27 protein-coding genes are annotated in these 26,375 nt (G+C 61.3%); 13 read left to right on the top strand and 14 right to left on the bottom strand.

What is annotated here, in order from left to right:
• Positions 1-202: 202 nt before the first annotated feature.
• From U5822_RS01405 to U5822_RS01385, 5 genes are all read right to left on the bottom strand, one after another.
• Positions 203-496, bottom strand: coding sequence for a zinc-ribbon domain containing protein (locus U5822_RS01405; protein ID WP_322853830.1), 294 nt, complete (start codon positions 494-496; stop codon positions 203-205).
• Positions 497-512: 16 nt separating this feature from the next.
• A complete protein-coding gene (locus U5822_RS01400) occupies positions 513-1,013 on the bottom strand; it encodes a GNAT family N-acetyltransferase (protein WP_322853829.1) in 501 nt (166 codons plus the stop codon).
• Between the two features lie 569 nt (positions 1,014-1,582).
• The gene (locus U5822_RS01395; protein WP_322853828.1) at positions 1,583-1,870 is read right to left on the bottom strand and encodes a hypothetical protein; all 288 of its coding nucleotides are present in this window, start codon (positions 1,868-1,870) and stop codon (positions 1,583-1,585) included.
• A 97-nt stretch (positions 1,871-1,967) separates the two neighbouring features.
• The gene (locus U5822_RS01390) at positions 1,968-2,444 is read right to left on the bottom strand and encodes a hypothetical protein (protein WP_322853827.1); all 477 of its coding nucleotides are present in this window, start codon (positions 2,442-2,444) and stop codon (positions 1,968-1,970) included.
• A 479-nt stretch (positions 2,445-2,923) separates the two neighbouring features.
• Positions 2,924-3,253, bottom strand: coding sequence for a hypothetical protein (locus U5822_RS01385; protein ID WP_322853826.1), 330 nt, complete (start codon positions 3,251-3,253; stop codon positions 2,924-2,926).
• Between the two features lie 558 nt (positions 3,254-3,811).
• On the opposite strand from U5822_RS01385, the gene U5822_RS01380 reads away from it, so the two are divergent.
• The 12 genes from U5822_RS01380 to U5822_RS01325 all read left to right on the top strand — a co-directional run bounded on the left by U5822_RS01380 (position 3,812) and on the right by U5822_RS01325 (position 17,237).
• A complete protein-coding gene (locus U5822_RS01380; protein WP_322853825.1) occupies positions 3,812-5,743 on the top strand; it encodes a type VI secretion system Vgr family protein in 1,932 nt (643 codons plus the stop codon).
• Between the two features lie 100 nt (positions 5,744-5,843).
• Positions 5,844-6,992 carry an AI-2E family transporter gene (locus U5822_RS01375; protein ID WP_322853824.1) on the top strand — a complete coding sequence of 383 codons (1,149 nt, stop codon included), beginning with the start codon at positions 5,844-5,846 and terminating at the stop codon, positions 6,990-6,992.
• 120 nt (positions 6,993-7,112) lie between these two features.
• Positions 7,113-8,258 carry a zinc-binding dehydrogenase gene (locus U5822_RS01370; protein ID WP_322853823.1) on the top strand — a complete coding sequence of 382 codons (1,146 nt, stop codon included), beginning with the start codon at positions 7,113-7,115 and terminating at the stop codon, positions 8,256-8,258.
• Positions 8,255-9,316 carry a proline racemase family protein gene (locus U5822_RS01365; RefSeq protein ID WP_322853822.1) on the top strand — a complete coding sequence of 354 codons (1,062 nt, stop codon included), beginning with the start codon at positions 8,255-8,257 and terminating at the stop codon, positions 9,314-9,316. Before U5822_RS01370 ends, U5822_RS01365 begins: the two co-directional genes overlap by 4 nt.
• A gap of 168 nt (positions 9,317-9,484) precedes the next feature.
• Positions 9,485-11,134 carry an AMP-binding protein gene (locus tag U5822_RS01360; protein WP_322853821.1) on the top strand — a complete coding sequence of 550 codons (1,650 nt, stop codon included), beginning with the start codon at positions 9,485-9,487 and terminating at the stop codon, positions 11,132-11,134.
• A complete protein-coding gene (locus U5822_RS01355; RefSeq protein WP_322853820.1) occupies positions 11,131-11,547 on the top strand; it encodes a PaaI family thioesterase in 417 nt (138 codons plus the stop codon). The genes U5822_RS01360 and U5822_RS01355 overlap by 4 nt, the downstream gene beginning before the upstream one ends.
• Before the next feature lie 4 nt (positions 11,548-11,551).
• Entirely contained in the window at positions 11,552-12,361 is an 810-nt protein-coding gene (locus U5822_RS01350) for an alpha/beta fold hydrolase (protein WP_322853819.1), read from the top strand.
• Between the two features lie 71 nt (positions 12,362-12,432).
• The gene (locus tag U5822_RS01345) at positions 12,433-13,236 is read left to right on the top strand and encodes an ABC transporter ATP-binding protein (RefSeq protein WP_322853818.1); all 804 of its coding nucleotides are present in this window, start codon (positions 12,433-12,435) and stop codon (positions 13,234-13,236) included.
• Entirely contained in the window at positions 13,233-13,955 is a 723-nt protein-coding gene (locus U5822_RS01340) for an ABC transporter ATP-binding protein (RefSeq protein ID WP_322853817.1), read from the top strand. The genes U5822_RS01345 and U5822_RS01340 overlap by 4 nt, the downstream gene beginning before the upstream one ends.
• Positions 13,956-14,032: 77 nt before the next feature.
• On the top strand, positions 14,033-15,247 hold the full coding sequence (locus U5822_RS01335) for an ABC transporter substrate-binding protein (protein ID WP_322853816.1): 1,215 nt from the start codon (positions 14,033-14,035) through the stop codon (positions 15,245-15,247).
• A gap of 104 nt (positions 15,248-15,351) precedes the next feature.
• On the top strand, positions 15,352-16,239 hold the full coding sequence (locus tag U5822_RS01330; RefSeq protein ID WP_322853815.1) for a branched-chain amino acid ABC transporter permease: 888 nt from the start codon (positions 15,352-15,354) through the stop codon (positions 16,237-16,239).
• A 2-nt stretch (positions 16,240-16,241) separates the two neighbouring features.
• Positions 16,242-17,237, top strand: coding sequence for a branched-chain amino acid ABC transporter permease (locus tag U5822_RS01325; protein ID WP_322853814.1), 996 nt, complete (start codon positions 16,242-16,244; stop codon positions 17,235-17,237).
• Here U5822_RS01325 and U5822_RS01320 read toward each other — a convergent pair.
• The 5 genes from U5822_RS01320 to U5822_RS01300 form a co-directional block, all read right to left on the bottom strand.
• Positions 17,234-17,962, bottom strand: coding sequence for a 4'-phosphopantetheinyl transferase family protein (locus tag U5822_RS01320; protein ID WP_322853813.1), 729 nt, complete (start codon positions 17,960-17,962; stop codon positions 17,234-17,236). The genes U5822_RS01325 and U5822_RS01320 overlap by 4 nt on opposite strands.
• Before the next feature lie 112 nt (positions 17,963-18,074).
• Positions 18,075-18,524 (bottom strand): pseudoazurin, encoded by a 450-nt coding sequence (locus U5822_RS01315; RefSeq protein WP_322853812.1) that lies wholly within the window; start codon positions 18,522-18,524, stop codon positions 18,075-18,077.
• Between the two features lie 136 nt (positions 18,525-18,660).
• Positions 18,661-20,286, bottom strand: a complete 1,626-nt coding sequence (locus tag U5822_RS01310) for a phytoene desaturase family protein (RefSeq protein ID WP_322853811.1) — start codon at positions 20,284-20,286, stop codon at positions 18,661-18,663.
• A gap of 31 nt (positions 20,287-20,317) precedes the next feature.
• Entirely contained in the window at positions 20,318-20,917 is a 600-nt protein-coding gene (locus tag U5822_RS01305) for a TetR/AcrR family transcriptional regulator (RefSeq protein ID WP_322853810.1), read from the bottom strand.
• A gap of 138 nt (positions 20,918-21,055) precedes the next feature.
• Positions 21,056-21,943, bottom strand: a complete 888-nt coding sequence (locus tag U5822_RS01300) for a LysR substrate-binding domain-containing protein (protein WP_322853809.1) — start codon at positions 21,941-21,943, stop codon at positions 21,056-21,058.
• Positions 21,944-22,047: 104 nt separating this feature from the next.
• Here U5822_RS01300 and U5822_RS01295 point away from each other — a divergent pair, with 104 nt between their 5' ends.
• Positions 22,048-22,197 (top strand): hypothetical protein, encoded by a 150-nt coding sequence (locus tag U5822_RS01295; protein WP_322853808.1) that lies wholly within the window; start codon positions 22,048-22,050, stop codon positions 22,195-22,197.
• A 58-nt stretch (positions 22,198-22,255) separates the two neighbouring features.
• On the opposite strand, the gene U5822_RS01290 is transcribed toward U5822_RS01295, so the two are convergent.
• From U5822_RS01290 to U5822_RS01275, 4 genes are all read right to left on the bottom strand, one after another.
• Positions 22,256-23,044, bottom strand: coding sequence for a substrate-binding periplasmic protein (locus U5822_RS01290; RefSeq protein ID WP_322853807.1), 789 nt, complete (start codon positions 23,042-23,044; stop codon positions 22,256-22,258).
• 209 nt (positions 23,045-23,253) lie between these two features.
• Positions 23,254-23,796 carry an acyloxyacyl hydrolase gene (locus U5822_RS01285; RefSeq protein ID WP_322853806.1) on the bottom strand — a complete coding sequence of 181 codons (543 nt, stop codon included), beginning with the start codon at positions 23,794-23,796 and terminating at the stop codon, positions 23,254-23,256.
• A 259-nt stretch (positions 23,797-24,055) separates the two neighbouring features.
• Complete coding sequence (locus tag U5822_RS01280) at positions 24,056-25,744, bottom strand: AMP-binding protein (RefSeq protein WP_322853805.1); 1,689 nt, start codon at positions 25,742-25,744, stop codon at positions 24,056-24,058.
• Between the two features lie 52 nt (positions 25,745-25,796).
• Entirely contained in the window at positions 25,797-26,375 is a 579-nt protein-coding gene (locus U5822_RS01275; RefSeq protein ID WP_322853804.1) for a peroxidase-related enzyme, read from the bottom strand.

Genomic DNA, 26,375 nt, shown 5'->3' with positions numbered 1-26,375 from the left:
CACGGCCGGAGTCCATTCCGCGCAGGTACCGGAATGGGCGAGGGGGCATCAACCTTGAACGGGTGAGGCAGGATCAGCGTCGGGCCCGTCGGGATCTGGTACGCGCCGTAGTACGCCGGCTGCGGTCGTTTTGGCGCGGCTGAGCGGTGATGGAGCCCAGGGTATGAGTGGCGGCATTGTCGGGGCCAGTTGCGGCGATGGGTCAGTCGTCGTTTTGATGGTCGCCCTGCTTGCGCCGCTGGCGGCAGGGCCGGCAACGGACCGCCACCGCCCAGAGATGGCCCTTTGCTTCCTCGTAGTACCACTTCTGCTGTTCCGCGGTCCAGGTCTGCGCCGCGCCGCAGTCGAGGCAGATGAACGGGTAATCCCGGTACCAGCGGGGCAGATCGCCGTAGGTGTTGATGTGGGCGAGCTTGCTGGCATCCGCAAGCACGGCGCCCGGCGGTGGTGGTTCGCCGGGCATGTGCGGGGGGAGCAGGGTTAGCTTGTCGTCCATAGTCTATCGAGCGGCGCTAGGCTGAAAAGGCGTCATGGTAGGTCACCTCGCCCTGGGGAAACGCCACGCCGAAGGACACGGCCTGGAAGTATTCGGCGGGCACCCCAGGGAAAACCAGCCCCTCGACGACCTTGAAGCCAAAGCGCCCGTAGTAATGGGGATCGCCCAGCAGGACACAGCCCGAGGCCCCCTTGGCATCAAGATCGGCAAGCGCTCGTTTCATCAGTTGAGAGCCCACGCCCTGGCCCTGGTACGCCGGCAGCACGGACATCGGCCCCAGCCCGAACCAGTGGGCCGCACCGTCGGAAATGCGCACCGGCGAGATCGCCACATGGCCGATGATCTTCCCATCGGATTCGGCCACCAGGGAGACAGTCAGTGCGTCAGACTTCCGAAGCGCCTGAACGATGAACTGCTCGGTGTGATCGGTATGGGGGGCGTTTTGGAACGCCTGTTCGGTGACGGTGTGGATGTGTTCCGCATCCTGCGGTGTTTCCGTGCGGATTGTGAGATTCATGTCTTGGTCTCGTATAGCTGTAAAGGGAAGCCACGATAAGTTGGGCGTCCGGCGGTCGTCGACCATGGACTACAGCGCAAAGTTGTTTTGAATAAAACTCAGCAAAAAAGGAAAGCTGATGGTCGCAAATCTTGCTATATGGAATTTCGAATCTGATGAACCGCCCTGTAATCCTGGAAGTTCATTTTTATGTCTTGAGGGTTCAGATGCTTTTTCCGGATAAACCGAAACTCGTAAGCGTTTATTCCCAACTTTTTCTTCTCAAGTCCGGCTAAAACCCACCTAGCATCGACCCAGAACCAGAAAATCCTCATTGCCCTAGGTGATGTGATCTTGCCGGCTGCCTTTAGAGCTTCAAAAGCGCCCCAAATGATCTTGCCGCGAAAGCTACTGCGAGAGACCCGCCGCTTCTGTATGCGGCTTGTCGTTCTCGTGAGAATTCTCAGATGCAGATACTGGTAAAGATTAATCTGCAGACGAGTTTCACCATCTTCCATGAGCTCAGACCAGTGAGATTTCTCCATTTTCACCTGTGGATCAAGCCAAAGCTTACCGTCAACAGTGCACTGTTATGCGATGCCGGCATGTGCACCACAATTCATACATTTTTCTGGGATCGACAAGGCCCTGATAAAGCTGAAAGAAACCCCGTAATGCCCATGGCATACTTTGCACTTCATGCCAGTGATGCAGTGCACCCAACCTAGACCAAAAACCAAAGCCACCAAAGGAATCATGACGAACATGGGCCAAACGACCTGAAAATACTCGCAGAGCTCAATCACAATAAGCTGCGGAGCGATTACTACCGGAGCTAGACCGAAAGCAACCGCAAAACTTCTAAGTCGAATATTCATGATTCCGTAACGCTTTTATTCAGCGGTGCCCTTGTAGCGCAGCGAAAAGGGCATCCGGTGGAGGGCCGTTAGGGCCGGAACGAACTGCAATAACTTGTTATAGCTTTTGATTTCCCTGTACCCAAGTGTCGAATTGGACCTTATTCCGAACGTCCAATTTTAAAGCAGCTGCATTCCTCAAAGCTCGACGAATCATCCAGTACGCTTCGTCGCAGTCGTTCATCTCGAACTCAATCTCATCACTCGGATCGTGGTGTTTTAGTTTATTTCTGCCGCTGTTCCAGGCCTTAAAAATCGACCCTTTGGATTGTTGATCGATTGCAGGATCGAGATCCAAAACTGCCCTAAAGGTTCTTAGTAGATCATAAGAAACTTCGTGAGATGGCTGCTGCCCTTCACTCTCGAGAAGTCCTGCAAGAATTGCATCTGCTGCGCCAGCGAGCGTGAGACTGCAAATAAAATTTTCTTGCAAGAATAGCTCGATAGCCTGGGTAAGCTGATTTATCGCTACCTCAGATTTTCGAAATACTTCCGGCGCTTTAAAGCCCAGCCCTCGAAGATGCCTGTTACCCATAGTTATAACGCCAGTGGTAATGAGCGCCAACGGAGCGCATCGTAGTTGGCGTCCCGTTGACCACATTGTTAAGTTTTTTCATTCTAGTTTTTCTCCGCATTTAAAACACTTAGCGCTAACCCAGGATTTAACGATGATGGGGAACTTGGCAATTTCTATAATGGAAAAAACGCCCAAACCACATTTGGGGCATCGAGGTATAAATAGCCTGAGATAAGAAAGCCAGAGAGCCCCCACGATGATGAAGGTTAGCCAGCCGGAAGATACTCCATAGGCTTGGCTCGGTAGTTTCTTTTCGAGCACCAGCACCGAGACAAACACCCCCGCTAAACCAGCGATTAATAGTGAGTATGCCCATGACTTCAAATGCTAAACCTCCGTGTGTCCAGAATACTTAACGCCGCCAGCATGCGCAGCTTTGCAGTACAGGCGAAGACGCAATTAAAAAGCGGTCCCCGTTCCTGGCCTTGTTATGAGTTTTAGGGGATTGTTACATGCTTGATCCAATATGGCGCAAGATAACCAAGAACCCCACCCAATAAAGCCCCAATGCCTGCGGCTTCCGCTCCGACTCCAAATTCTAACCCCAGCATCGCTCCTGCCAGAGCCCCGAAAATCAACTCATAAGCCCAGGGGGGCTTGAACAACTTTGGCTCAATGGTCGGTGCTGCAACTAAGCCCACAGACACCCCAGCGGAACCAACCAAGGCCAGCCTTTGCCAATCCCCAAAATAGAACATTAGGGAGACTGCCGAGAACGCTCCGCCGAAAAAGAGGATGGAAAAGGCAGCTACTCGTAACTTGGGCATAATTCCATTTTCCCTTCATAACGCCGCCATAAACGGCTGCCGAAGCAACGCGTAGGCAGTCCAGTGGAAGCCACGCTTTTCGTCGCTGCAACAAATTTGATGGCCTTGTTAAAACAGTTCACGGCTTAGCTACCGGCGATATCTCGCGACATAAATACGATCGACCATCAGAGCTATGCCTCCAACTATAGCGATGCCAATTCTTGGCCCGAAGGCAGAAGGTTGGTCCAGCCCAGCATGATGAGCAGCGACAAAGAGTAGGACACTCGATGCAAAGACAACTCCAGAGGCCAATAGGACTCGGTTAGCCAGCATCGTCTTCCTTTTGTTGGGTTCGCTCTCCATACTCACCTGACGTTTTAACAGTGTATTCAGCGAACCCGTTCGTATAACTCTAGCCCCCAACACTACTCAGTCCGCAACTTCAGTCCCGACGCGTTGATTCAGCACTTCCGCACTGGTAGTTTTCACCTCAACCTCACCGGGTAGATTAGTCGAGGATCGACTGCTGCGCTTTAGCCGGTGGGTACATCACCAATGCTTCAAAGGATTGAAAGCATGCCCCAGGCAAGTGGATTGCAGTTCACCGTCCGTGTCGGTGAGCACCCCCAGGATTTGTTCGCCGTGGTTGGCTTTGCGCTGACCGAAGGCCTCTCCGAACTCTGTCAGGGCCGGCTGGAGCTGGCCAGTGTTGACCCTCATGTGGATGTTGGCCGCTTGCTGGAACAGCCGGTGGAGCTGTTGATCTGGCAGGACGGTGTCCCCCTGCGCCGGTTCAGCGGCGTGGTCAGCGAGGCCGCCCGTGGCGACGCCGGCCATCGCCGCACCCGCTACGAACTGGTGATCCAGCCGCCGCTGTGGCGATTGGGGCTGATGTACAACAGCCGGATTTTCCAGGGCCTGGGCACTGAGGCCATGATCCGCACCCTGCTGGAAGAGCGCGGCATCGTGGAGACGGTGTTTGAGCTGAAGCGGCCGTCCCAGGTGCGGGAGTATTGCGTCCAGCACCGGGAAACCGACCTGGCGTTTGTGGAACGGCTGGCGGCGGAAGAGGGCTGGCATTACCGCTATCGTCATGGAAGTGCCGACGGTTCCGAGCCTCCGGCCCTGATCTTTGCCGATCACCACGGCGATGCCCCCACGCTCGATCCGGTGGCCTACAACGCCACGGCCGGCGGCAGTCACCGGCAACCGTCGGTGTTCCGGCTGCGCGTGCAGGAGCGGGTGCGGGCCGCCTCGGTGGCGCTGAAGGATTACACCTTCCGGAACCCGGCCTACGCCCTGATGCACGAGCAGGGCGCGAGCACGTCCAACCAGCGGGACGATTACCAGCACTTCGATTACCCCGGCCGGTTCAAGGCCGATGCCAGCGGCCAGCCGTTTACCCAGGCTCGCCTCGAGGCCTCGCGCAACGACGCCAGTACCGCCCAGGGCGAGAGCAACCGTCCCGACTTCAGTGCCGGTGCCAGGGTCGACCTCACCGATCACGATCAAGATGCGTTGAACCGGCCCTGGCTGCTCACATCCGTCACCCATCTGGGCCGGCAACCCCAGGCCCTGGAAGAAGAGGGTGGGGCCGAGCCTACCCACTACCACAACCATTTCAGCGCCATTCCGGCCAGCCAGACCTGGCGCCCTCTGTGCCCCCATCGCCCGCGCATGGAAGGCCCACAGATCGCAATCGTTACCGGCCCGGAGGGCGAGGAAATCCATTGCGACCAGTACGGCCGGGTCAAGGTGCGCTTCCCCTGGGACCGCTACAGCCAGAACGACGAACACAGCAGCGCCTGGCTGCGGGTCAGCCAGGGCTGGGCCGGTGGCCAGTATGGCTTCATGGCGCTGCCGCGCATCGGGCACGAGGTGATTGTGTCCTTCCTCGACGGCGACCCGGACCAGCCGATCATCACCGGGCGCACCCATCACGCCACCAACCAACCGCCGTACGCCCTGCCCGAACACAAGACCCGCACCACCCTGAAAACCCAAACCCACAAGGGCGAGGGCAGCAACGAGCTGCGCTTCGAGGACGAGGCCGGGCAGGAACGGGTCTACGTCCACGCCCAGAGAAACCTGGACCTGCTGACCGAGCACAACCGCACCGAGGTGATCCGGAACGACAGCCACCTCACGATCGGCAACGACTGCGTCGAGCGGGTTTTGGGTAACGCCCATCACACGGTGGACGGCGGACACCGGGAGTCGGTGGGCGGTGATTGCAGTCACGCCGTGGGCGGGAGTTTTCGCGGGTACCAGGGTAGGGCGCAACTGATTGAAGCCGGGCAGGAGATTCACCACAAAGCCGGCCTGAAGGTCGTGATTGAGGCCGGCGCCGAGGTGAGTCTGGTGGCGGGCGGCAGCTTTGTGAAGGTGGACCCCAGTGGGGTGACCGTGTCCGGGCCCTTGGTGCGCATGAACTCCGGCGGGGCGCCGGGGGCGGGGACGCCTGCCTCGGTGCAGTCCCCGGAACGGCCCCGGCGTCTTGAGTCCTGACACAACAGTAACTTGCGGCTGATGCGTTCCTGGGCGAGGGGCGTTAAAGTAGGTAATGAGGGAGCGGGCTGAACGTCCCTGGACTGGTCAGCCCGGCTACATGGAATCAACTCAGGACAGCCTACGCCACGTGGACGATCAGCCAACGGATAAGACCCAGCCCGAACCCAACGAACCGGAAGCCCAGCCGCGCCCGCTCATTGGCGCGGAGCTCTCCACGCCCATCTACGGGCTGTTCACGCTCGGCATTCTCTACACCCTGTATGTGGCGCACCAGATTGTCCTGCCCATCATCCTGGCGATATTGACCAGCCTGCTGTTGTCGCCCCTGGTGAAAAAATTCTACGTGTCCTGGCGCATTCCGCGCATGGTCAGTTCCTTGCTGTTGGTGCTGCTGGTGCTGGTGAGCATCGTCGGGGTGACCTACGCGGTGGCAACGCCGGTGCTGAAGTGGGCCGAAGACGCGCCCCAGGGCATCTCCCGGTTGCTGGTGGGCCAGAGTGAGATCCGGCGCCAGATCAGCAAGGTGACGGAATCGGCCGAGAAGGTCGAAAAATCCATGGAGGAGCTGTCGGACAGCAACAAGGCCAAGCCCACCACGGTGGTGCTGCAAACCGAATCCTGGCGCAGCCAGTTGATGAGCAAGGCCCGCAACGGCATTGCCGGGCTGTTGCTGGCCCTGGCGCTGACCTACTTCCTGCTGGTGGGCGGCGACCGGATCATCAAGAACCTGGTACGCCAGCTGCCCCGGAGCCAGCGGCGAACGGTGTTGCGGATCACCACCGACTCCCAGCACGAGATCGCCCAGTACCTTGGCGTGCTGGCCTTGAGCAATACCGTGGTCGGCGTCGCCACCGCACTGATGTGCTGGGCCGCCGGCCTGCCCGACCCGGCGGTGTGGGGCCTGGTGGCGGGGCTTGCCCGGTTCATTCCGTACCTGGGCGTGATTCTGACTATCTCCCTGCTGGCGGTGGTGTCCGCCATCAGCCTGGATGTGCTCTGGATGATGGCCATCGCCCCGGTGGGCTATCTGTTGCTCACCACCCTGGTGGGCTTCTTCATTGAACCCTGGGTGCACGGCTTCCGGATGGCGATCAATCCGGTGGTTATCTTCGTGGCGATCTTCTTCTTTGGCTGGCTCTGGGGGCCGGTGGGCGTGCTGCTGGCGGTGCCGCTGATGACCGTGATCCAGGTGGTGCTGAAGCAGATCCCCCGGCTACGCCCGGTGTACAAGGTGATCGCCCGCTAGCCTCACCCTGAAGGTGGTTGCGGGTATACCAGATACCCGTAACACCCGCTGACACCCTCGGGTATCTAACCTATCCTGAAACGGAACAGTCATTCAGCGGATAGGGAGGATCGCCCACCCATGATACCGACGACCATGAAAGCCATGGTGCTCACCGGCCACGGTGACGTGGACAAACTCGAGTATCAGGACGTGCCGGTGCCGTCGCCAGCCGCCGGTCAGGTGCTGGTGAAAGTCACGGCTACGGCCAAGAACAACACCGACCGCAAGGCCCGGGAGGGGCTGTACCCGACCAAGAAGGGCGAGATGACCTCGTTCCAGATGGGGGGCAAACCCACGCTGTTGTTTCCCCGGATTCAGGGCGCCGACATTGCCGGACGGGTGGTGGCGGTGGGCGAGGGCGTGCCCGACAGCCGCATCGGTGAGCGCGGCCTGCTGGATTTCAACATCTACGCCAACGACCGCCGGGACATCAACCTGACACCCGACTACTACGGCCACGGCGCCGACGGCGGCTACGCCGAGTACGTGGCGTTGCCGTCCGAACAGTTTCATCACATCCCCAACCCGGAGCTGACCGACGCCGAGCTGGCGTCCATGGGCATGTGCTCCTACCAGACCGCCTACCACATGGTGACCTCCGCCAACATCCAGGCCGGGGAGCGCGTGCTGGTGACCGGCGCCAGCGGCGGTGTCGGCACCGCACTGATTCAGCTGTGCCGGATCATCGGCGCCATTCCCTATGCCCTGAGTAAGCCGGACAAAGCCGAGGCCTTGCTACGCCTGGGCGCCGAGGCGGTGCTGGACCGCTCCGACATGGACAGCTTCGTGGACCGGGTCAAAGCCGAAACCGGCGGCAAGCCCATCGATGCGGTGATGGATCTGGTGGGCGGTGAGATGACCGATGTCTTCATCGACACCATGATCTTCGACATGAACGCGCGCTCCACCTACCCGCGTTTGAGCATCGCCGGCGCCAGCGGCGGCAACATCAGCGAAATCCTGTGGACCCGCATTTACCTGTACCAAGTGCAGATTTTCGGAGTGTCTCACGGTACCCGGGACGAGGCCGACCAGCTCATGGCCTGGATTCGCGAGGGCCAGCTCAAGCCGGTGCTGCACGGTGCCTTCCGGCTTTCGGACCTGCACCGGGCGGAGGAATACTTCGTGAACCGGGGCTCCAATTACCTCGGTAAAATCGTCATCGTGCCCGACGCTCAATGGAGCGAGCACGGCCAACCCTGGTCCCTGGAGGCTGCCCGATGAAACCGGAACTGACCATTCAGCTCATGGACACCCACGCCGGCGGCGACGTCAGCCGCATCGTCACCGGCGGCATCGACCCGCTGCCCGGCGACACGGTGCGGGCCCAGATGGAGTACCTCCGGGACGACGCCGACGGGCTGCGCCGGCTGTTGCTGGAGGAGCCCCACGGCATTCCCGAGATGTCGGTGGATCTGCTGGTGCCACCTACCGATCCCAGGGCGGCGGCCGGTTACATCATCATGGAAGTGATGGGCTATCCGATTTATTCCGGCTCCAACACCATCTGCACCGCCACCGCCGTGCTGGAAACCGGCATTGTGCCCAAGCGGGAAGGGCGCCAGCAGTTCATGCTGGAATCCCCCGCGGGGCTGGTGCAGATCGACGCGGTGGTGCGCGATGGCGTGGTGGAAGCCATTACCTGTGAGGGCCTGCCCAGCTACATCCACACCTACCGGGCCACCATCGACGTGCCGTCCCTGGGCACGGTGACCTACAGCGTGGCCTACAGTGGTGGCTTCTACGCCCTGGTGGATGCCCGGGAGCTTGGTTTCCACCTGACCCTGGACGAGGAACGCAGCCTGGCCGAAACCGCCCACGCCATCGTCGAGGCGATCCAGGCCGAGCGCGGCTTCTCCCATTACACCCTGGGCGACGTTGGCCCGCTGCCGTTCCTGCACTTCATGGGGCCGGTGGAGCACGTGGCCGATGGCTATTTCCGCTCCCGCTCGGCCACCTACGTGCACCCGGGGGTGATCTGCCGCAGCACCACCGGCACTGGCACTTCGGCGCGCCTGGCGCTGATGAACTACGAGCGTCGCATTCAGCCCGGGGACCGGTTGGAAACCGTGTCGCTGCGGCAAACTGGCTTCATCGGTCAGTTCAGTGGCGTGGAGCGGGAGGGTGAATACGAAGTGGTGAGGAACCACATCACCGGCAAGAGCTACGTGATTGCCCGTTCCGACATCGTCGTCAATTGCGACGATCCGATGGTGGAGTGCGACAGCCTGCATCACATTCTGTCCAGCCGCCACGCCGGCACGCCCACGCCGGAGTCCTGAACCGGTGCGGTCAGTCCTGGCCCGGCTCGCAGCCGTGGCCGGGTCATTTTTTCCCCTAATAAGACGACTGGCTTTCCTCAGGTTTTGATCTAAAGTTTACCTTTACGTAAAGTGAACCCTGTGATACATCTTGATTCCTAGATTCGACAACAACAACAGGAGTTGGAAATGAGCCTTCCCGATTACACCGCCGTGTACAACAGCTTTGATCCGGCCGCTCTGGAAGCCGAGGTCCTGGATGGCCGCCTGGACAGCGGTCTGAATGTCTGCCACGAAATCTGCGACAAGTGGGCGGGCGACCCCGGGAAAGTAGCGCTCTTCTATGAAAAGGAAGGGGGTGGCGATGGCAAGCTCACCTTCGCCGAGCTGAAAGAGGCCTCCGCTCGTTTCGCCAACTACCTCAAGGCCCAGGGCATTGGCAAAGGCGACCGGGTTGCCGCCCTGTTGCCGCGTACCCCGGAGCTGCTGATCGTGATTGCCGGCACCCTGCGCGCCGGCGCCGTGTACCAGCCGCTGTTTACCGCCTTCGGTTCCGGTGCCATTGAATACCGCTTCGAGCGCGCCAGCACCAAGCTGGTGGTAACCAACCCGGAGAACTACCCGAAGCTGAACGACGTCAAGGACTGCCCGCCGGTGGTGGGGGTCAACGCCGCCGATATCAGCGCCGACATCCCCGATTTCGAAGCCACCCTGGCCAGCCAGTCCAGTGAATTCGAGCCGGTGATGGTGACCGGTGACGATCCATTCCTGCAGATGTTCACCTCCGGTACCGTCGGCAAGTCCAAGGGCGTGGCGGTTCCGGCCCGGGCGCTGCTGGCGTTCTATGTCTACATGAAGTACGCCATCGACCTGCGCGATGACGACACCTTCTGGAACGTGGCCGACCCCGGCTGGGCCTACGGTCTGTACTACGCGGTGGTTGGTCCGCTGCTGATGGGCCACGCCACCCACTTCAATCCGGGAGGCTTCACCCCGGAATCCACCTACGACATGATCCGCAAGTACAAGATCACCAACCTGGCGGCGGCGCCGACGGCCTACCGTCTGCTCAAGGCCAACGATCACGTGCTGCCGGAAGGTGAGAACCTGGGCCTGCGGGTCGCCAGCAGCGCCGGCGAGCCGCTCAACCCCGAGGTGGTGAACTGGATCAACAAGCGCCACTTCTGTCCGGTGAAAGACCATTACGGCCAGACTGAAACTGGTATGACCTGCTGCAACTTCCATGGCCTTGAGCACCCGGTTCGCGAGGGCTCCATGGGCTACGCCTCGCCGGGCCACAAGGTGGTCGCCCTGAACGAGAAGAATGAGGAAGTGGGCGAGGGCGAAGTCGGCCAGCTCGCGGTGGATGTGGCGGCCTCTCCGCTGTTCCACTTCGATGGCTACACCTGGGGCGAGAAAGACCCGTTCGTGAAGGGCTACTACCTCACGGGCGACATGGTCATCAACAACGGTGGCGGCTGCTTCTCCTTCAGTGGCCGTGATGACGACATCATCACCACCGCCGGTTACCGCGTTGGTCCGGCCGATGTCGAGAGCACCCTGCTGGAGCACGCGGCGGTGGCCGAGTCCGGCGTGGTGGGCAAGCCCGACGAGAAGCGCGGCTCCATCATCAAGGCCTACGTGGTGATCAAGAGCGATCAGGCGCCCGCCGACGACCAGGCCCTGAAGGACGAGCTGCAGGAGCTGGTGCGCCGTCGCCTTTCGACCCACGCCTTCCCGCGGGAAATCGAGTTCGTCGACGAGCTGCCGAAGACGCCCAGCGGCAAGATCCAGCGCTTCGTGCTGCGTAACCGGGCCAAGGACGAGCAGGGCGCATGAAGATCACCTTCGAGGAACTCCAGGCGTTTCTCGACGAGCAGTTCCCGCAGGGGGCCGCCTTCGGCTCCCTGCAGGCGCTCGGAGACGGCTGGGCGGAAATGAAGCTGGAGGTGAGCGACGAGCATCTTCGCCCCGGGGGCACCGTCTCCGGGCCGGCGATGATGGGGCTGGCCGACGTCACCCTGTACGCGGCGCTGCTGAGCCGCATTGGCCTGGTGCCCCTGGCGGTCACCACCAACCTCAACATCAACTTCCTGCGCAAACCCGTTGCCCACAAGGCCATCTGGGCCCGGGCCTCGATGCTCAAGGTGGGGCGGACCATGGGCGTGGGCGAGGTGTTTGTCTACTCCGAAGGGGCGGACGAACCGGTCGCCCACTCCACCATTACCTATTCGGTTCCGCCACAACGGTAACGCCATGGAAACTCGCGACACTCTGGTGCCGATCGGCGATGACCTGACGGTGGAAGTGCGCCGCATCCGGCACCAGAACGCCCGGGGCCCGACCTTGGTGTTCCTGCACGAATCCCTCGGCAGCATTGCGCTCTGGCGCCGATTCCCGGAACGGCTGGCCAAGGCCACCGGCCTGGATGCGCTGATCTACAACCGGCTGGGTTATGGCGCCTCCAGTGACGAACCGCTGCCGCGCCCCTACGACTACCAGGACCGGGAAGGCGCGACGGTGTTACCGCGCCTGCTCGATGAACTGGGCATTGACGAGGTGGTGCTGATCGGCCATAGCGACGGTGGCTCCATTGCCCTGATCGCCGCCGGTGCGCTCGGCGAGCGGGTGCGCGGGCTGGTGACCATGGCCGCGCACATCTACGCCGACCACCTCACCATCGATGGCATCCAGGAAATGATCGGCCGTTACCGGGACACCGATCTGCGGGACAAGCTGCACCGCTACCACGGCCCGCGCACCGACGAGCTGTTCCGGGCCTGGCACGAGGTCTGGCTGGACGAGGGCTTTGACGCGGCCCTGGATTTCCGCCACTGGCTGGAAGCTATCCGATGTCCGGCTATGATCATTCAAGGGGAGGTCGACGAATACGGGGTGCCGGAGCAGGTGACCGACATCGTCGCAGGCATTGGCCCGTCTGCCCGCGCGCACTTCATGCCGGATACCGGCCACTCGCCGCACCTGGAGAAGCCCGAGGAGTTGCTGGACCTGGTATGCGACTTTTTGCTGAGAGAGGCGGCCCTAAAAACCGAAATTAGCTGTTGACGTTTACGTATACGTCAATCTAATCTGTCAGTAAGTTTCAATGTACAACAATAACAAAGGTAGACTGGCTCATGAGTGAACAGTACGTCCTGGAGACCCGCAACCTTGTCAAAGAGTTCAAGGGCTTTGTGGCAGTCGACGACGTGAATCTGAAGATTCAGAAAGGCCACATCCACGCCCTGATCGGCCCTAACGGCGCCGGTAAGACCACCGTTTTCAACCTGCTCACCAAGTTTCTCATCCCCACCCGCGGACAAATCCTGTTCAACGGCGAAGACATCACCGCCCTGAAGTCGGCGGCCATTGCCCGCAAAGGCGTGGTGCGCTCGTTCCAGATTTCCGCGGTGTTCCCGCACATGACCGCTCTGGAGAACATCCGGGTGGCGCTGCAAAGCTTCGAAGGCACCTCCTACAGCTTCTGGAAATCCGGCGCCAGCCTGAACCGGCTGAACGAGCGCTGCATGGAGCTTCTGGATGCGGTCGGTCTGGCCGAGTACGCCAACACCACCACGGTGGAGCTGGCCTACGGCCGCAAGCGCGCGCTGGAACTGGCCACCACCCTGGCCATGGAGCCGGAGCTGCTGCTGCTGGACGAACCCACCCAGGGCATGGGCGCTGAAGACGTCGACCGGGTGGTGGAACTGGTGCGCAAGGCCGCCAAGGGCCGCACCGTGTTGATGGTTGAGCACAACCTGAGCGTGGTCAGCAAACTGTGTGACCGCATTACCGTGCTCGCCCAGGGCGCGGTGCTGACCGAAGGCGATTACGAGACGGTGTCCGCCGACCCGCGGGTGCGCGAGGTGTACATGGGCACCGATGCCAGTGGCGAGCGGGGTACGCCGTCCTCGAACAATAAGGAGGAGGCGGCCCAATGAGTCAGGCCCAAAGCAAAGAATACGAACAGCTGCGGGTGTCCGGGCTGCATTCCTTTTACGGTGAGTCACACATCCTGCACGGCATCGACCTGGTGGTTCGCCGGGGCGAGCTGGTGACCCTGCTGGGCCGCAATGGCGCGGGCCGCAGCACCACCCTGAAGTCGATCATGAACATGGTGGGCCGCCGCACCGGCTCCATCATGATCAACGGGGAGGAGACCATGTCTTGCGCTCCCCATCATATTGCCAGGTTGGGTGTCGGGTATTGCCCCGAGCATCGGGGCATTTTTTCGTCACTCAGCGTCCAGGAGAACCTGACCCTGCCACCGGTGGTGCGCAGTGGCGGCATGAGCCTGGAAGAAATCTACAACATGTTCCCCAACCTGTACGAGCGCCGCTTCAGCCAGGGCACCAAGCTCTCCGGCGGCGAACAGCAGATGCTGGCCATGGCGCGCATCCTGCGCACCGGCGCCAACATGCTGCTACTCGATGAGATCACCGAGGGCCTGGCCCCGGTTATCGTCGAGAAGCTCGGCGAGGTGCTGGTCAAGTTGAAGGAGAAGGGCCTGACCATCGTGCTGGTGGAACAGAATTTTCACTTCGCAGCGCCCCTGGCCGACCGCCATTACGTGGTCGAGCACGGGAAGATTGTGGAGGAAATCGGTGCCGATGAGCTGACGGCTAAGCAGTCGGTGCTGGACAGCTATTTGGGGGTCTGAACCCGGATAGGCGAGAACGAAAGAAAAAAAGCAACAACAAACCCGAACCAACGCAACACAGTAGCGGAGATACAACAATGACAATGATGAAAAAGCTTCTGACCTCAGCCGTTGCATCAGCCATGATGGCCACCGGTGCCCAGGCTGCCATCTCCAACGACACCGTCAAGATCGGTTATCTGGCGGACATGTCCGGGACCTACCGGGACCTGGCAGGCCCGAACGGCCTGAAAGCAATGGAAATGGCCATCGCCGACTTCGGTGGTGAAGTGAATGGCAAGAAAATCGAGGTGGTGAGCGCCGACGACCGCAACAGCGCGGACGTGGCCTCCAGCACCGTGCGCCGCTGGGTGGAAAACGAAAACGTTGACCTGGTCGCGGGCCTGGTGGCTTCCTCGGTCTCCATCGCCGTGAGTGACATCCTCGAAGAAAACGACAAGCTGGGCATCGTCTCCGGTTCTGCCGCCTCCAGCATCACCAACGAACACTGCACGCCGAACCACATCCACTACGTGTACGACACCTATCCGCTGGCCAATGGTACTGCCAGCGCCGTGGTGAAAGAGGGTGGCAAGACCTGGTTCATCCTGACCGCCGACTACGCGTTCGGTCACGCCCTGGAAGGGGACGTAACCCGAGTGGTTGAAGCCAACGGTGGTGAAATCATCGGTACCCTGCGCCACCCGTTCCCGACGCCAGACTTCTCCTCCTTCATCCTGCAGGCCCAGGCGTCAGGGGCTGATGTGGTCGCCCTGGCTAACGCCGGTGCCGACACCACCAACGCCATCAACACCGCCAGTGAGTTCGGCCTGACCCAGTCCGGCCAGACCCTGGCCGCGCTGCTGCTGTTCCTGAACGACGTTCACTCCCTCGGTGTGGAAGCGGCCCAGGGCATTCAGCTGACCACCGGCTGGTATTGGGACATGAACGACGAAACCCGTGCCTGGTCGGATCGCTTCATGGAAGTGACCGGTGTTCGCCCATCGATGATTCACGCCGGTGTGTACTCCAGCACCATGCAGTACCTGAAGGCTGTCGAAGCAACTGGTTCTGACGATGCCCAGACCGTACGCAAGCAGATGATGGATACCCCCATCAACGACATGTTCACCAAGAACGGCGTGATTCGCGAAGACGGTCGCATGGTTCATGACATGTACCTGGCGGAAGTGAAGACCCCAGCCGAATCGAAGGGTGAGTGGGACCTGTACAAGATCCTGCGCACCATTCCGGCTGAAGAAGCCTACCGTCCGCTCTCCGAGAGCAAGTGTCCGCTGGTCACCAGCAAGTAAGAGCGTAACCCCAGAGGGCTTGTCGGCCGCGCGGTTGGCAAGCCCCCGGAAACTGCGCAGATGGTCCGCTTTCCCCTGTCTGCGCTGCCTTTGGAGTTAGCAACATGTCCATGATTTTCGGTGTCCCCCTTGCAGTGCTGTCTGGTCAGCTCCTGATCGGGGTCATTAACGGCGCCTTCTACGCGCTGCTGAGTCTCGGGCTGGCCGTGATCTTCGGTCTGCTCAAGATCATCAACTTCGCCCACGGGGCGATGTACATGCTCGGTGCGATGGCCACCGTCATTATGTTCGACGTCCTGGGCGTCAACTACTGGGTCGCCCTGTTCATGGCGCCGCTGTTGGTCGGCGTGGTCGGGGTCCTGATCGAGTACTTCCTGCTTCGGCGCATCGCCGGCCAGGACCACATCTACAGCCTGTTGCTGACCTTCGGTATTGCCCTGTTGATGCAGGGTGTGCTGACCAATATCTACGGTGTCTCCGGCCTGCGTTACTCCATGCCGGATCTGTTCAAGGGCGGAATCAACCTCGGGTTCATGTTCCTACCTTACTACCGGGCCTGGGTCATTGGCATCGCGCTGGTGGTGTGCCTCGGGACCTGGTTCATGATCGAGAAAACCAAGCTCGGCGCCTACCTGCGCGCCGGTACCGAGGACGCCCAGCTGATGCAGGGCTTCGGGATCAACGTGCCGCTGCTGGTCAGCCTGACCTACGGCTTCGGCGTGGCCCTGGCAGCGTTTGCCGGTGTGCTGGCGGCTCCGATCTACTCGGTCACCCCGGTCATGGGCTCGCACATCCTGATCACCGTGTTCGCGGTGGTGGTGATCGGCGGTATGGGGTCCATCGGTGGCGCCATCATCACCGGCATCCTGATGGGGGTGATCGAGGGTCTCACCAAGACCTTTTACCCGCCGGCCTCCTCGGCCGTGATCTTCCTGGTCATGGTGGTGGTTCTGATGTTCCGGCCCGCCGGTCTGTTTGGTAAGGAGGCGTAACCATGAGCCAGTCATTCAATCCGGCCGACATCCACAAGGCCATCCTCGAACAGCAGAAAAGCGAGGACCGCAAGAAGATGATGCTTAACGGCATCCTGGTCCTTCTGCTGGTGGCCGCGCCGTTTGTCATGTACCCGGTCTTCCTGATGAAGATCCTGTGCTTCGCGCTGTTCGCGGTGGCGTTCAACCTGCTGTTCGGGTTCACCGGGCTGCTGTCCTTCGGCCACGCCGCGTTTCTGGCGACCGGTGGCTACACCACCGGCTACCTGCTCACCAACTTCTCCGGCCTGACCACCGAGATGGGCATCCTGGCGGGCACCGCAGTCGCCACCGTGCTCGGCCTGGCCTTCGCGTTGCTGTCCATTCGCCGCCAGGGCATCTACTTTGCCATGGTGACCTTGGCGCTGGCGCAGCTGGTGTTCTTTTTCTTCGTGCAGTCGGAATTCACCGGCGGCGAGGATGGCATGCACGGTATCCCCCGGGGTCACCTGCTGGGCCTGATCAACCTCGAGAACAACTTCAACATGTACTACTTCGTGTTGGCGGTGTTCCTGGGTTGCTACCTGCTGGTTCAGCGCATCGTCAGCAGCCCCTACGGCCAGGTGCTCAAGTCCATCAAGCAGAACGAGCCGCGGGCGGTGTCCCTGGGCTACAACGTCAACCGCTACAAGGTGCTGGCGTTTGTGATCTCGGCCGCCCTGGCGGGTCTGGCGGGTTCCATGAAGTCGGTGGTGTTCCAGCTGTCGTCCCTGAACGACGCCCACTGGCACATGTCGGGTGAGGTCATCCTGATGACCCTGGTCGGCGGCATGGGTACCCTGCTGGGGCCCGTGGTCGGCGCCACCTTCGTGGTGAACGTGGAGTACCACCTGTCCCAGGGCGCCCTGCGCGACTGGGTGGACCCGATCCTGGGTGGCATCTTCATTCTGGTGGTGCTGGCGTTCCGCAGCGGGATCGTCGGCGAGATCCAGAAGTTCATCAAGAAGAATCTGGCCTAGGACCTGGCCACTGCAATCAGGCTGATGAGCTGGCCGTCCCGGTGTAGAAACTGGGCGTCCAGCTCCTGGCCGTTGCGCCACTGATCGGACAGATCGGTCAGCAGGCGCAGCCGGGCCAGGCCCGGCTCCTGCCATTCCAGCACTTCCGCATGTTCGAAATAAAACCGCTTGAGGGTCAGCGGGTAGAGCGCCTTGAACAGGCTCTCCTTCAGTGAGAACGCCAGGGTTAGGCACTCACCGGGCCGCTCCTTCAGCGCCCGCGCGAAGCGCTTCCGTTCCCCGTCTGTGAGAATTTGCCCCGCAAGTTTGACCGCCCGTTCGTCCGCCATGACCCATTCCATGTCCAGTCCCACGCTGGCGTAACGGGATGCCCGACCGACGATGGCCGCGGCGCGACCGTCGCTGTGGGTGATCGAACCCACGCTGCCGGCCGGCCATTGCGGCGCCCGGTCTTCGCTGGTGCCGGGTATGGCGCCGACGCCGGTGGCTTGCTGCAGCGCCTCGCGCGCACACAGTCGGCCGGCCAGGTACTCCGCCTTGCGCTTGGCCACCGCGCGCTGAAGGTTGGCGGGCATGGCTATGCCGGTGCGGGCGAAATCCTCATCCCGCAGTGCCTCGGGATCGAAGTTTACTGCCACCAGGGGCAATTCCGTCAGGGGTTGCGGCCAGGTGAAGGTCTCGCCTGGATCGGTACAGAAGTCGGGGAGTGGGGCTTGGATGGGCATGCTGGAAGCATAGCCGATTGCTGCGGCTCGTAGAATGCTCCAGCAGGAATTCTGGATGGCGACAAAAAAGCCGCACCCTGAGGGTGCGGCTGTCGTTTCGCTCTCGCCCGGCTTACTGCTGGACGTTGGCGAAGTACTTGGTGAGGCGGTCCTTGTTGGTGGCCGCGGCGGCGGACAGTTCCTCCACGGCGGCCTTGGCCGCGTCGTAGTTGGTGGCTTCACCCACCTGGATGACCCCGGCCATGTTCAGGGCCGCGTGCGGGGTGCACTTGTAGACGTATACGCCTTCCTCATCCAGAGTCACGGTGATTTCCTCGTTGATACCACCTTGCCAGCCACTCGCGCCCTCGGGTACCGCCACGCTGGTGGAGTTGTGGGCCTGATCGACCAGCACAAACTTCACGGTGTCACCCGGCTCCGCTTTCACGAACCCCGGCTCGAAGACCATGGCGCCGTCAGCCCCCGCGTTCTTCATCTCCACGATGTGCTCCGCGGACAGGGCCAGTCCGGAGAAGACGGACAGGGTCAGCGCGGCCAGTACCTGTTTGAAGCGTGTTTGCATAGTTCACCTCTCGTTCAAGGTCAGTTGCTGATGTGCAGACACGGAAAAATACGGGCCGGACCAGCGAGGGGATTGGTCCAGGATTAAGGGGATGTGCCTATGGTAAACCGTAGGCAGGTATCCCCATTTGCGGTGCCTAACCTACGAACATCTTCTTGGCGAGGGGCAACCCCTTCAGGCCGCTGACGGCGATGGTCGTCAGCAGGCCGCCGATCATGGCGCCGACCACGCCGCAAGTCATCACATCCTGGCCGGTCAGGTACAGGCCCGGGATGCGGGTCTTGGGCTTGAGCCAGTCCTGTTCGAAGCGGTCTGGGGTATGGTTCAGGCCGTAGATCTCGCCCTTGCTGTAGCGGCAGAAGTAATCCGTGGACAGGGGCGTTGAGAGCTCGTAGTAGTCCACCTTGCCGTCCAGGTGCGGGAACTTCTCGTACAGCTTGGCCAGCAGGCGCTGGGCGTAGGCTTCCTTTTCCGCCTCGTAGTCTTCCCCGCGTTTGCCCCAGGTTTTGTCTGCCCAGTCCGCGTACCATTCGAAGGGGCCCGGGGCCACGATTTCGATGGTGGCGCGGCCGGGGTACCGCTCCTTGAAACTCGGGTCCTTGGCGGAGGGGAACGAGATGTAGGTCAGCGGGATGTCCGCTTCCTCCGGGGCCGCCATGAAGTCCGCCAGGTGCTTCTCGTAGTCTGGGCCGGGGTAGATCCAGTAGTTGGTCTTCGGCAGCTTCAGGTTTTCGGCGGTGTCCTTCAGGCCGATGTACAGGCAGTTGCTGGCCATGGAGCGCTCCACGGTTTGCAGTTTCTGCTGGTAGTAGTCTTTCTCGGGCGCGGAGTCGGGCAGCAGCGGGCCGAAGGTGTTGAACACCCCGGCGTTGCTGATCACCAGCGGCGCCCGCACGTCCTCGCCATCGGCCATGCGCACGCCCACGGCTTTGCCCTTCTCGATCAGGATTTCCTTCACGTCGGCGTAGGTGAACACCTCGCCGCCGCTTTGCTGCACCACGGGAATGATGGTCTTGGCCATCTCGGAGGCACCGCCGATGGGGTAGTAGCCGCCGTACAGATAGTGCCGGGCGATCAGGGCGTGAATGATGAAACTGGATTCGGCCGGCGGCAGGCCGTTGTCGCCCCACTGGCCGCACAGCACCGCAATCAGTTCCTGGTTGCTGGTCAGGCTTTCCAGGACCTCTCGGGTGGGTTTGTTGAGGAAATCGGGCGCGGCACGGTTAACGATCTTTCGCAGCGGGCCGGTGGCCAGGTCCGGCAGCACCTTGCCCACCACCAGCCCGGGCATGGCCTTGGCGACCTGACGCAGGTATTTCAGGTAGGTGTCTATGGCCTGCTCCTCACCGGGGAAGGCCTGTTTCAATTCGGCCTTGAAGGCCTCCGGCCCTGCCACCAGGTCGACGTGGCGGTCGCCCAGGAAAATGCGGTCGTAGCGGTCGGCCAGCGGTGCCCACTTCAGCTGGCCGTCGGTGATGTGGTCGAACAGGCGCTTGCCCAGGGTGTGGTCCACACCCATGTCGCCGATGTAGTGCACGCCCACGTCCCATTCGTAATCGTTGCGATCGTAGCTGTGGGTGAAGCCGCCAGCGGTGTAGTGCTGCTCGAACACCACGACTTTCTTGCCAAGTTTGCTCAGGCAGGCGGCGGTGGTGAGGCCGCCGATGCCGGAGCCGATGACAATGGCGTCATAGGGGCCGTTCAGGCGCTTGGCCCGGTAGCGATTGCCGACGCGGATGGTGCTGGGTTTGGGGCTGCTCATGGGGCAAGTTCCTCGGGGCTTGTTTGTCGTTTCAGGTCAGGTCAGAGCGGGAACCGTCCAGCAGCAGGCTAAGGACACCCTCGGCCAGCATGGGTTCCGCGTTGGCCGCCGGCAGGTGGCCATCGATGGTCAGTTGCGCCAGGCCATGGACCAGCGACCAGGCGGCCGCGGTCATGATCGCCAGGGGCATGGGCTTGAGATAACCGGCTTGCTGGGCCCGGTCGATGGTGTCCTGCAGCACGTGAAAGGCGCCGTGGCCGGCTTGATCCAGCCGAGGGTGCGCGTCCTTGGGCAGCACCCGGCCGCCAAACATCAGCCGGTACAGATTGGGTTCGTCCTGGGCGAAGGCCACGTAGACCAGGCCAATGTCGATCAGCGCCCGGCGGGGCACCTGCTGGTTCACCGCGAGCAGCCGATCCCGAAGCTCCTCAAAGCCGGTGACCGCCAACGCCGCCAACAGGCTTTCCCGGTCGGCAAAGTGTCGGTACAGGGCAGGGGCACTGACCCCAAGCTCCTTGGCCAGGGCGCGCAGGCTGATGGCGGTATCGCCCTGGTTACGAAGCGTGTCCAGCGCCAGTTGATGGGCTTGCTGTCGCAGGTCGCCGTGATGGTAGGAAGCGGTTTGGGCCATGAATTCTCGCTGCTTTCCGGTGCTAAGTTAACAGTGTTAACAATGTTTACGACAGTAACATAGCAGTTAAACGAAAACTGTCAACTCAGCCCGAAAAGCATTGGAAAAGCTGTGGCTGATCAAGCTGTGGTCAGCGGCTTATCGCTGGGCAATTTGGGTCAGCAGCCACTGCTCGAACAGACGGAGGGAGTTTCGGTCCTGCATGGACTGGGGATAGGTCAGGAAAAAGCCCTGACCATCCGAGAGTACGTGATCGTTACCCAGCGATAGGCGTCCGGCGTCCAGGTCCTGTTGGATGAAGCTCAAATCCACCAGGCCGATGGCGTCGTCCCCGCCGATGACCTCCATGACCTGGGAAATGCCCTGGACCTGGATGCCCGGCAGGGTGTCCGGGGGTGCGAAGCCGGCGGAGTTGAGCCATTCATCCCACAGGCTGGGCATGAGCGAGTTGTGGATCAGGGGTTGCCGGATCAGCTGGTCCAGCGGGAATGGGCCGCCGTGGCGTTTGATCAACTCCGGACGGCAGGCCGCGACAATGCGCCGGTCGAACAGCCGGGTGGAGACGTTATCCGGCCAGGCACCGTCACCCATGCGGATGGCGGCGTCGAACGGGTCGTGCTGGAAGTCGGCCATGGCCGAACTGGCGATCACCGACAGGGTGATGTCGGGATGTTGCTGGCGAAAATTCCGCAGGCGCGGCAGCAGCCAGCGGGTGGCGAACACCGGCGCCACCGACAGGGCCAGGGCGCTGTCTTCTGGCCCGCGCAAGGCTTTGCGGCTGGCCTCATGGATCTGCTTGAACGCGCCGCGAATATCCAGGTAGAGCTCATTGCCCCGTGGGGTGAGGCGAATGCTCTTGTCGCCCCGCTCAAACAGGGGGTACTCGAGCTGCGACTCCAGGCTGCGAATCTGGTGGCTCACGGCCGACGGGCTGACGTGCAGGGCCTGGGCCGCACGCTGGAAACTCAGGGTTTCGGCGGCCACGGCAAAGGTGTTCAGGTTCTGGAGGGACAGGCGGGTGCGCATACGGATGAGGATAGCTCATCTGTGACCTCAATATAAGTCCTTTGTCAGTGAGATAGGTGCAGGCCTAACCTTTACCCAGGATTCACCATCTGAGGATTGTTCCCATGTGCCACGCACGCCAGGCTACTGAAATTGTTCGAACCGAAACCGGTGCCATCGACTATCGCCATTACAACCGCCGCGCCCGCCACCTGCGAGCGGTCGCCTTCCAGGGCTGGCTGGGCTTTGTCCGGGGCCGCAACCGGCAGGGATAAGGGCGAGGATAGCTCAACAGATGGGATGGTCGCTGTGACGATCGCTCATGCTTGGGGGCTAGTCAGACGCTTCGATCTGCAGGACCAGGGGCGGATACCTGAGTATGCCGGCTACGACCTCTTCCCGGGTCATGTCGGCGATGGCCGAGTTGAACTGGTCGAGCAGGTCGGCGGCCCGGCCCGCCTTCGACAGTCCGACCCGGAAGCCCACCGGCTCGAAGGGCCCGCGGCGAGCTACGAAAAGAGCTCTCAAGTCCGGGCGCTTCAGCAGGGTAAAATCCGCCACCACCCGGTTAACCAGGAAAACATCAATCCAGCCGCGCTGTAACTTCAGGAAGTTGCTGTAGACCGAGGGCGCGGGCTCCACGTCCAGTTCGAGTTCGTTCCTGGCAGCAATGAATTCCTCGCCGTAGTTGAAGCCCTCGACGATACCGATCCTGAGGCCCTTGAGTTCCTCGAACGAGGTTCGCTCGGCAATATGCTGGCTGTCACTCAGGTACCAGAGCAGGTTGGCGTCTTCCAGCAGGGCGTCGGTCAGGTGCAGGAAGCGCCGGCGCTCCTCGTTCGCGGTCAGCAGCATGATGCCGTCCACCTGCCCGATCTCGGCCAGCCTCAGGCACCGGAGCCAGGGCAGGATGCTCAGGCGCACGGAGCGGTCGATGCGTTTGGAAATTTCCTGCATGAACTCGATGGCGTAGCCGCCGGTGGGCTGACCGGCCTTGTCGCCGTAACTGAAGGGCGGCCAATGGCTGTTGCAGAAGTGCAGGGAGGAGCGGTCCTCAGTGGTTTCGGCCTGGAGGGCAGTGCCGAACAGTAGCAGCGTTATCGTGAAGAGCAGCTTGATCATGGCAGGTGCTGAGAACCATCGTGTGACGCCCATGCGAGCCAGTACCTATCAGGATAGCCCAGTATGGCGGCGCCGTTCATGGTGAACACGCCCACGAACTTGTGGCTCGTCGGGATCCTGAAGTGAGGGATCTGACCCTGGCGGAAGGCAATCAGGCCGCCGGGTGGAATTTCCGGATGCTGCCTGAGCCAATGGATTCTATGTTTGGCTCATAGCCGACGACTCCAGCCGAGAACCAGTAAATTCAGGCCCTGGTTCGGTTGCTTAATACCGGCATTGGAGTAATGGAAAATATTGAGATTAATGCTCGACTTCTGGTTGTCGCTGTAGACCCAACTCACACCAATCCGGTCTTCGAACTGGACATGGGAAGACAGGTCACGCCCGCCTATCTGGATAAAATCAATCAGCGCCAGACCAATTCCGGCTTCCAGGAAGAGGGAGGCCTCTTCTCCAGAGAGGGGCCACTGCAGCACAGGCGACGCGGCTAGGGATGTGACCGCCTCGTCATCGCGCCTGGACTCTACCCAGGTGTTTAACGAGAATTCGAGAAACAGGGCAGGGCTGCCGAGCCAGGCCGGCAACACGACCGGCAACGGGTCAGGGCGATAAGACAGCCGCCCTCCCACAACCTTGGACGGTGAATAAGAGCCAGCCAGGGACAACGAGTCTCCACTGGCAACCCCGGCCCCGGTCAGACCGAGACAGAAGATCAACAAGCCTTTCCCGGATGCCCGTAGCAGCGTTTTCACAAGACCTCCTGTCCTGTCGGAGCCCATTGGGCATTGCCCAGGCTGTTCCTTGCGGCGCTTAGGTAGACATCAAGCTGGCACTACTGGTTTGAATCCTTCGTGACTGCTGTTTGAGGATCTGTTCACTAATAAAATAGTCAATCAATCAGACTCTGGAAAAGCGCCCCGTACTGTTCGCGGGCCGATGCGTGGAGACTGCAAACAACAAACCCCGACCATTGGCCGGGGTTTGATGGATTACACGAGGGTTGGCCCGAGCTTATTTCTTCAGGCCCATCTCCTCGATGGAAATCTCCCGCATCTTGAACTTCTGGATCTTGCCGGTGACGGTCATGGGGAACTCGTCCACGAACTTGTAGTTCCTCGGGATCTTGAAGTGGGCGATCTGGCCCTTGCAGAAGGCAATCAGATCGTCGGCATCGACCGGATCGGCCTCAGGGCGCAGCTTCACCCAGGCGATCAGCTCTTCGCCGTACTTCTCGTCGGGAATGCCGGTGACCTGGACTTCCTCAATGGCCGGGTGGGTGTACAGGAATTCCTCGATCTCCTTCGGGTAGATGTTCTCGCCCCCGCGAATCACCATGTCCTTGATGCGGCCGACAATCTGGATGTAGCCGTCTTCGTCCATGGTGGCCAGGTCGCCGGTGTGCATCCAGCCGGCGTCGTCGATGGCTTCCCGGGTTTTTTCCTCGTTGTTCCAGTACTTCAGCATGACGCTGTAGCCGCGGGTGCAGAGCTCACCGATCTCGCCGCGGGGCACCACATTGCCGGTGCCGGCATCGACGATCTTGGTCTCCAGGTGGGGCTGGGTGCGGCCCACGGTGGTGACCTGCTTCTCGAACGGGTCCAGGGAGCTGGTCTGGGTCGAGACCGGGCTGGTCTCGGTCATGCCGTAGGCGATCTGCACTTCTTTCATATGCATCTTGCCGTTGACCTTTTTCATGACCTCGGCCGGGCAGATGGAGCCGGCCATGATGCCGGTGCGCAGGGTGGAGAGGTCGTAGGTTTCAAACTCCGGATCGGCCAGCTCGGCGATGAACATGGTGGGCACGCCGTACAATGCCGTGGCCTTTTCCTGGTGCACTGCTTTCAGGACCGACTTGGGCTCAAAGCCTTCGTCCGCGTAGATCATGGTGGAGCCGTGGGTGATGCAGCCCAGGTTGCCCATGACCATGCCGAAACAGTGGTACAGCGGCACCGGGATCACCAGGCGGTCCTTCTCGGTGAAGCGCTGACTTTCCGCCACAAAATAGCCGTTGTTCAGGATGTTGTGGTGGGTCAGGGTGGCGCCCTTGGGGTTGCCCGTGGTGCCGGAGGTGAACTGGATGTTGATCGGGTCGTCGAACTGCAGCTGGTCCTGGACCTTGTCGAGGTCGGCCTGGCTGGTGTCGGCGGCCTTTGCCACGAACTCGGCCCAGGTCCACATGCCGTCGTGCTTCTCGGTGTCCAGGTTGACCACCGCGCGCAGGTCCTGCACCCGACGCGCCTTGAGCTGACCGGGTTGGCTGGCCTTCAGCTCAGGAGCCAGATCGTACAGGATCTTCCGGTAGTCGGACGCCTTGAAGCTGTCGGCGGTGACCAGCACGCTGATGCCCGCCAGGTTCATGGCGTATTCCAGTTCGTGCATGCCGTAGGCCGGGTTGATGTTGACCAGGATGGCGCCGACCTTGGCGGTGGCGAACTGGGTAACGGTCCACTCGTAGCGGTTCGGGGACCAGATGCCCACCCGGTCGCCGCGCTTGACGCCAATGCTCATGAACGCGCGAGCGGCCTCGTTAACCTTCTCGACAAACTCTTTGTAGGTCCAGCGGATGTCCTGGTGCAGGCACACCAGGGCTTCGGTGTCCGGATACTTCTCGGCGGTGCGGTCGAGCATCTCGCCGATGGTCATGCCCAGCAGCGGGGTGTCAGAGGTGCCGCTGGTGTAACTGGGAAGAGTCTTGCTCATTGTCTCTGCCTCCGTTGTTTTTGTAGTGAGGGCGAGCAGGGCGGTTGGCCTGCTAGCGACTCTGGCTGTGGTATTCGGTGTTCGGTTGCATATCGCTGGCAATGGCCACGCGGTTGGACATGTTGTAGAAACCGATCAGGTTGGCGATGTCCCAGATGGCCCGGTCGCTGAAGCCGGCCTCCCGCAGGGTCTGGGTATGCGCCTCGGTCACCGTGGCCGGTGAACGGGTCAGCAGCGAGGCATAATCCAGCATGGCGCGCTGGCGCTGGTCCAGCTGGGCGCTGCGGTAGTTCATCACCAGGTGCTCTCCCAGCAGCGGGTCGCCGCTGAGCACGCGCACGGCGGCGCCATGGGCCACCAGGCAGTAGAAGCATTTGTTCTCGGACGAGACCACCACGGCGATCATCTCCCGCTCGAGCTTGCTCAGCTCGCCTTCGCCCAGCATCAGCTCGTTGTACAGTCGGGTGAAGCCTTCCAGCTGTTTCAGGTTCTGGCTGTAGGCGGTGAGCACGTTGGGGATCATGCCCAGTTTTTCCTGGCAGATCTGGAAGTACTTCTGGGTGTCCTCCGGCATATCCGAGATTTCCGGAATGGGAAGGTCCAGGGCCACTACGTTCTTGTTCGGGTTCAT

The sequence above is a fragment of the Marinobacter qingdaonensis genome (assembly GCF_034555935.1).
In the GTDB taxonomy this organism is placed as follows: Bacteria; Pseudomonadota; Gammaproteobacteria; order Pseudomonadales; family Oleiphilaceae; genus Marinobacter; species Marinobacter qingdaonensis.
Note: the sequence above shows the minus strand (reverse complement) of the source record. Positions and strands in the feature narration are given on the sequence as shown.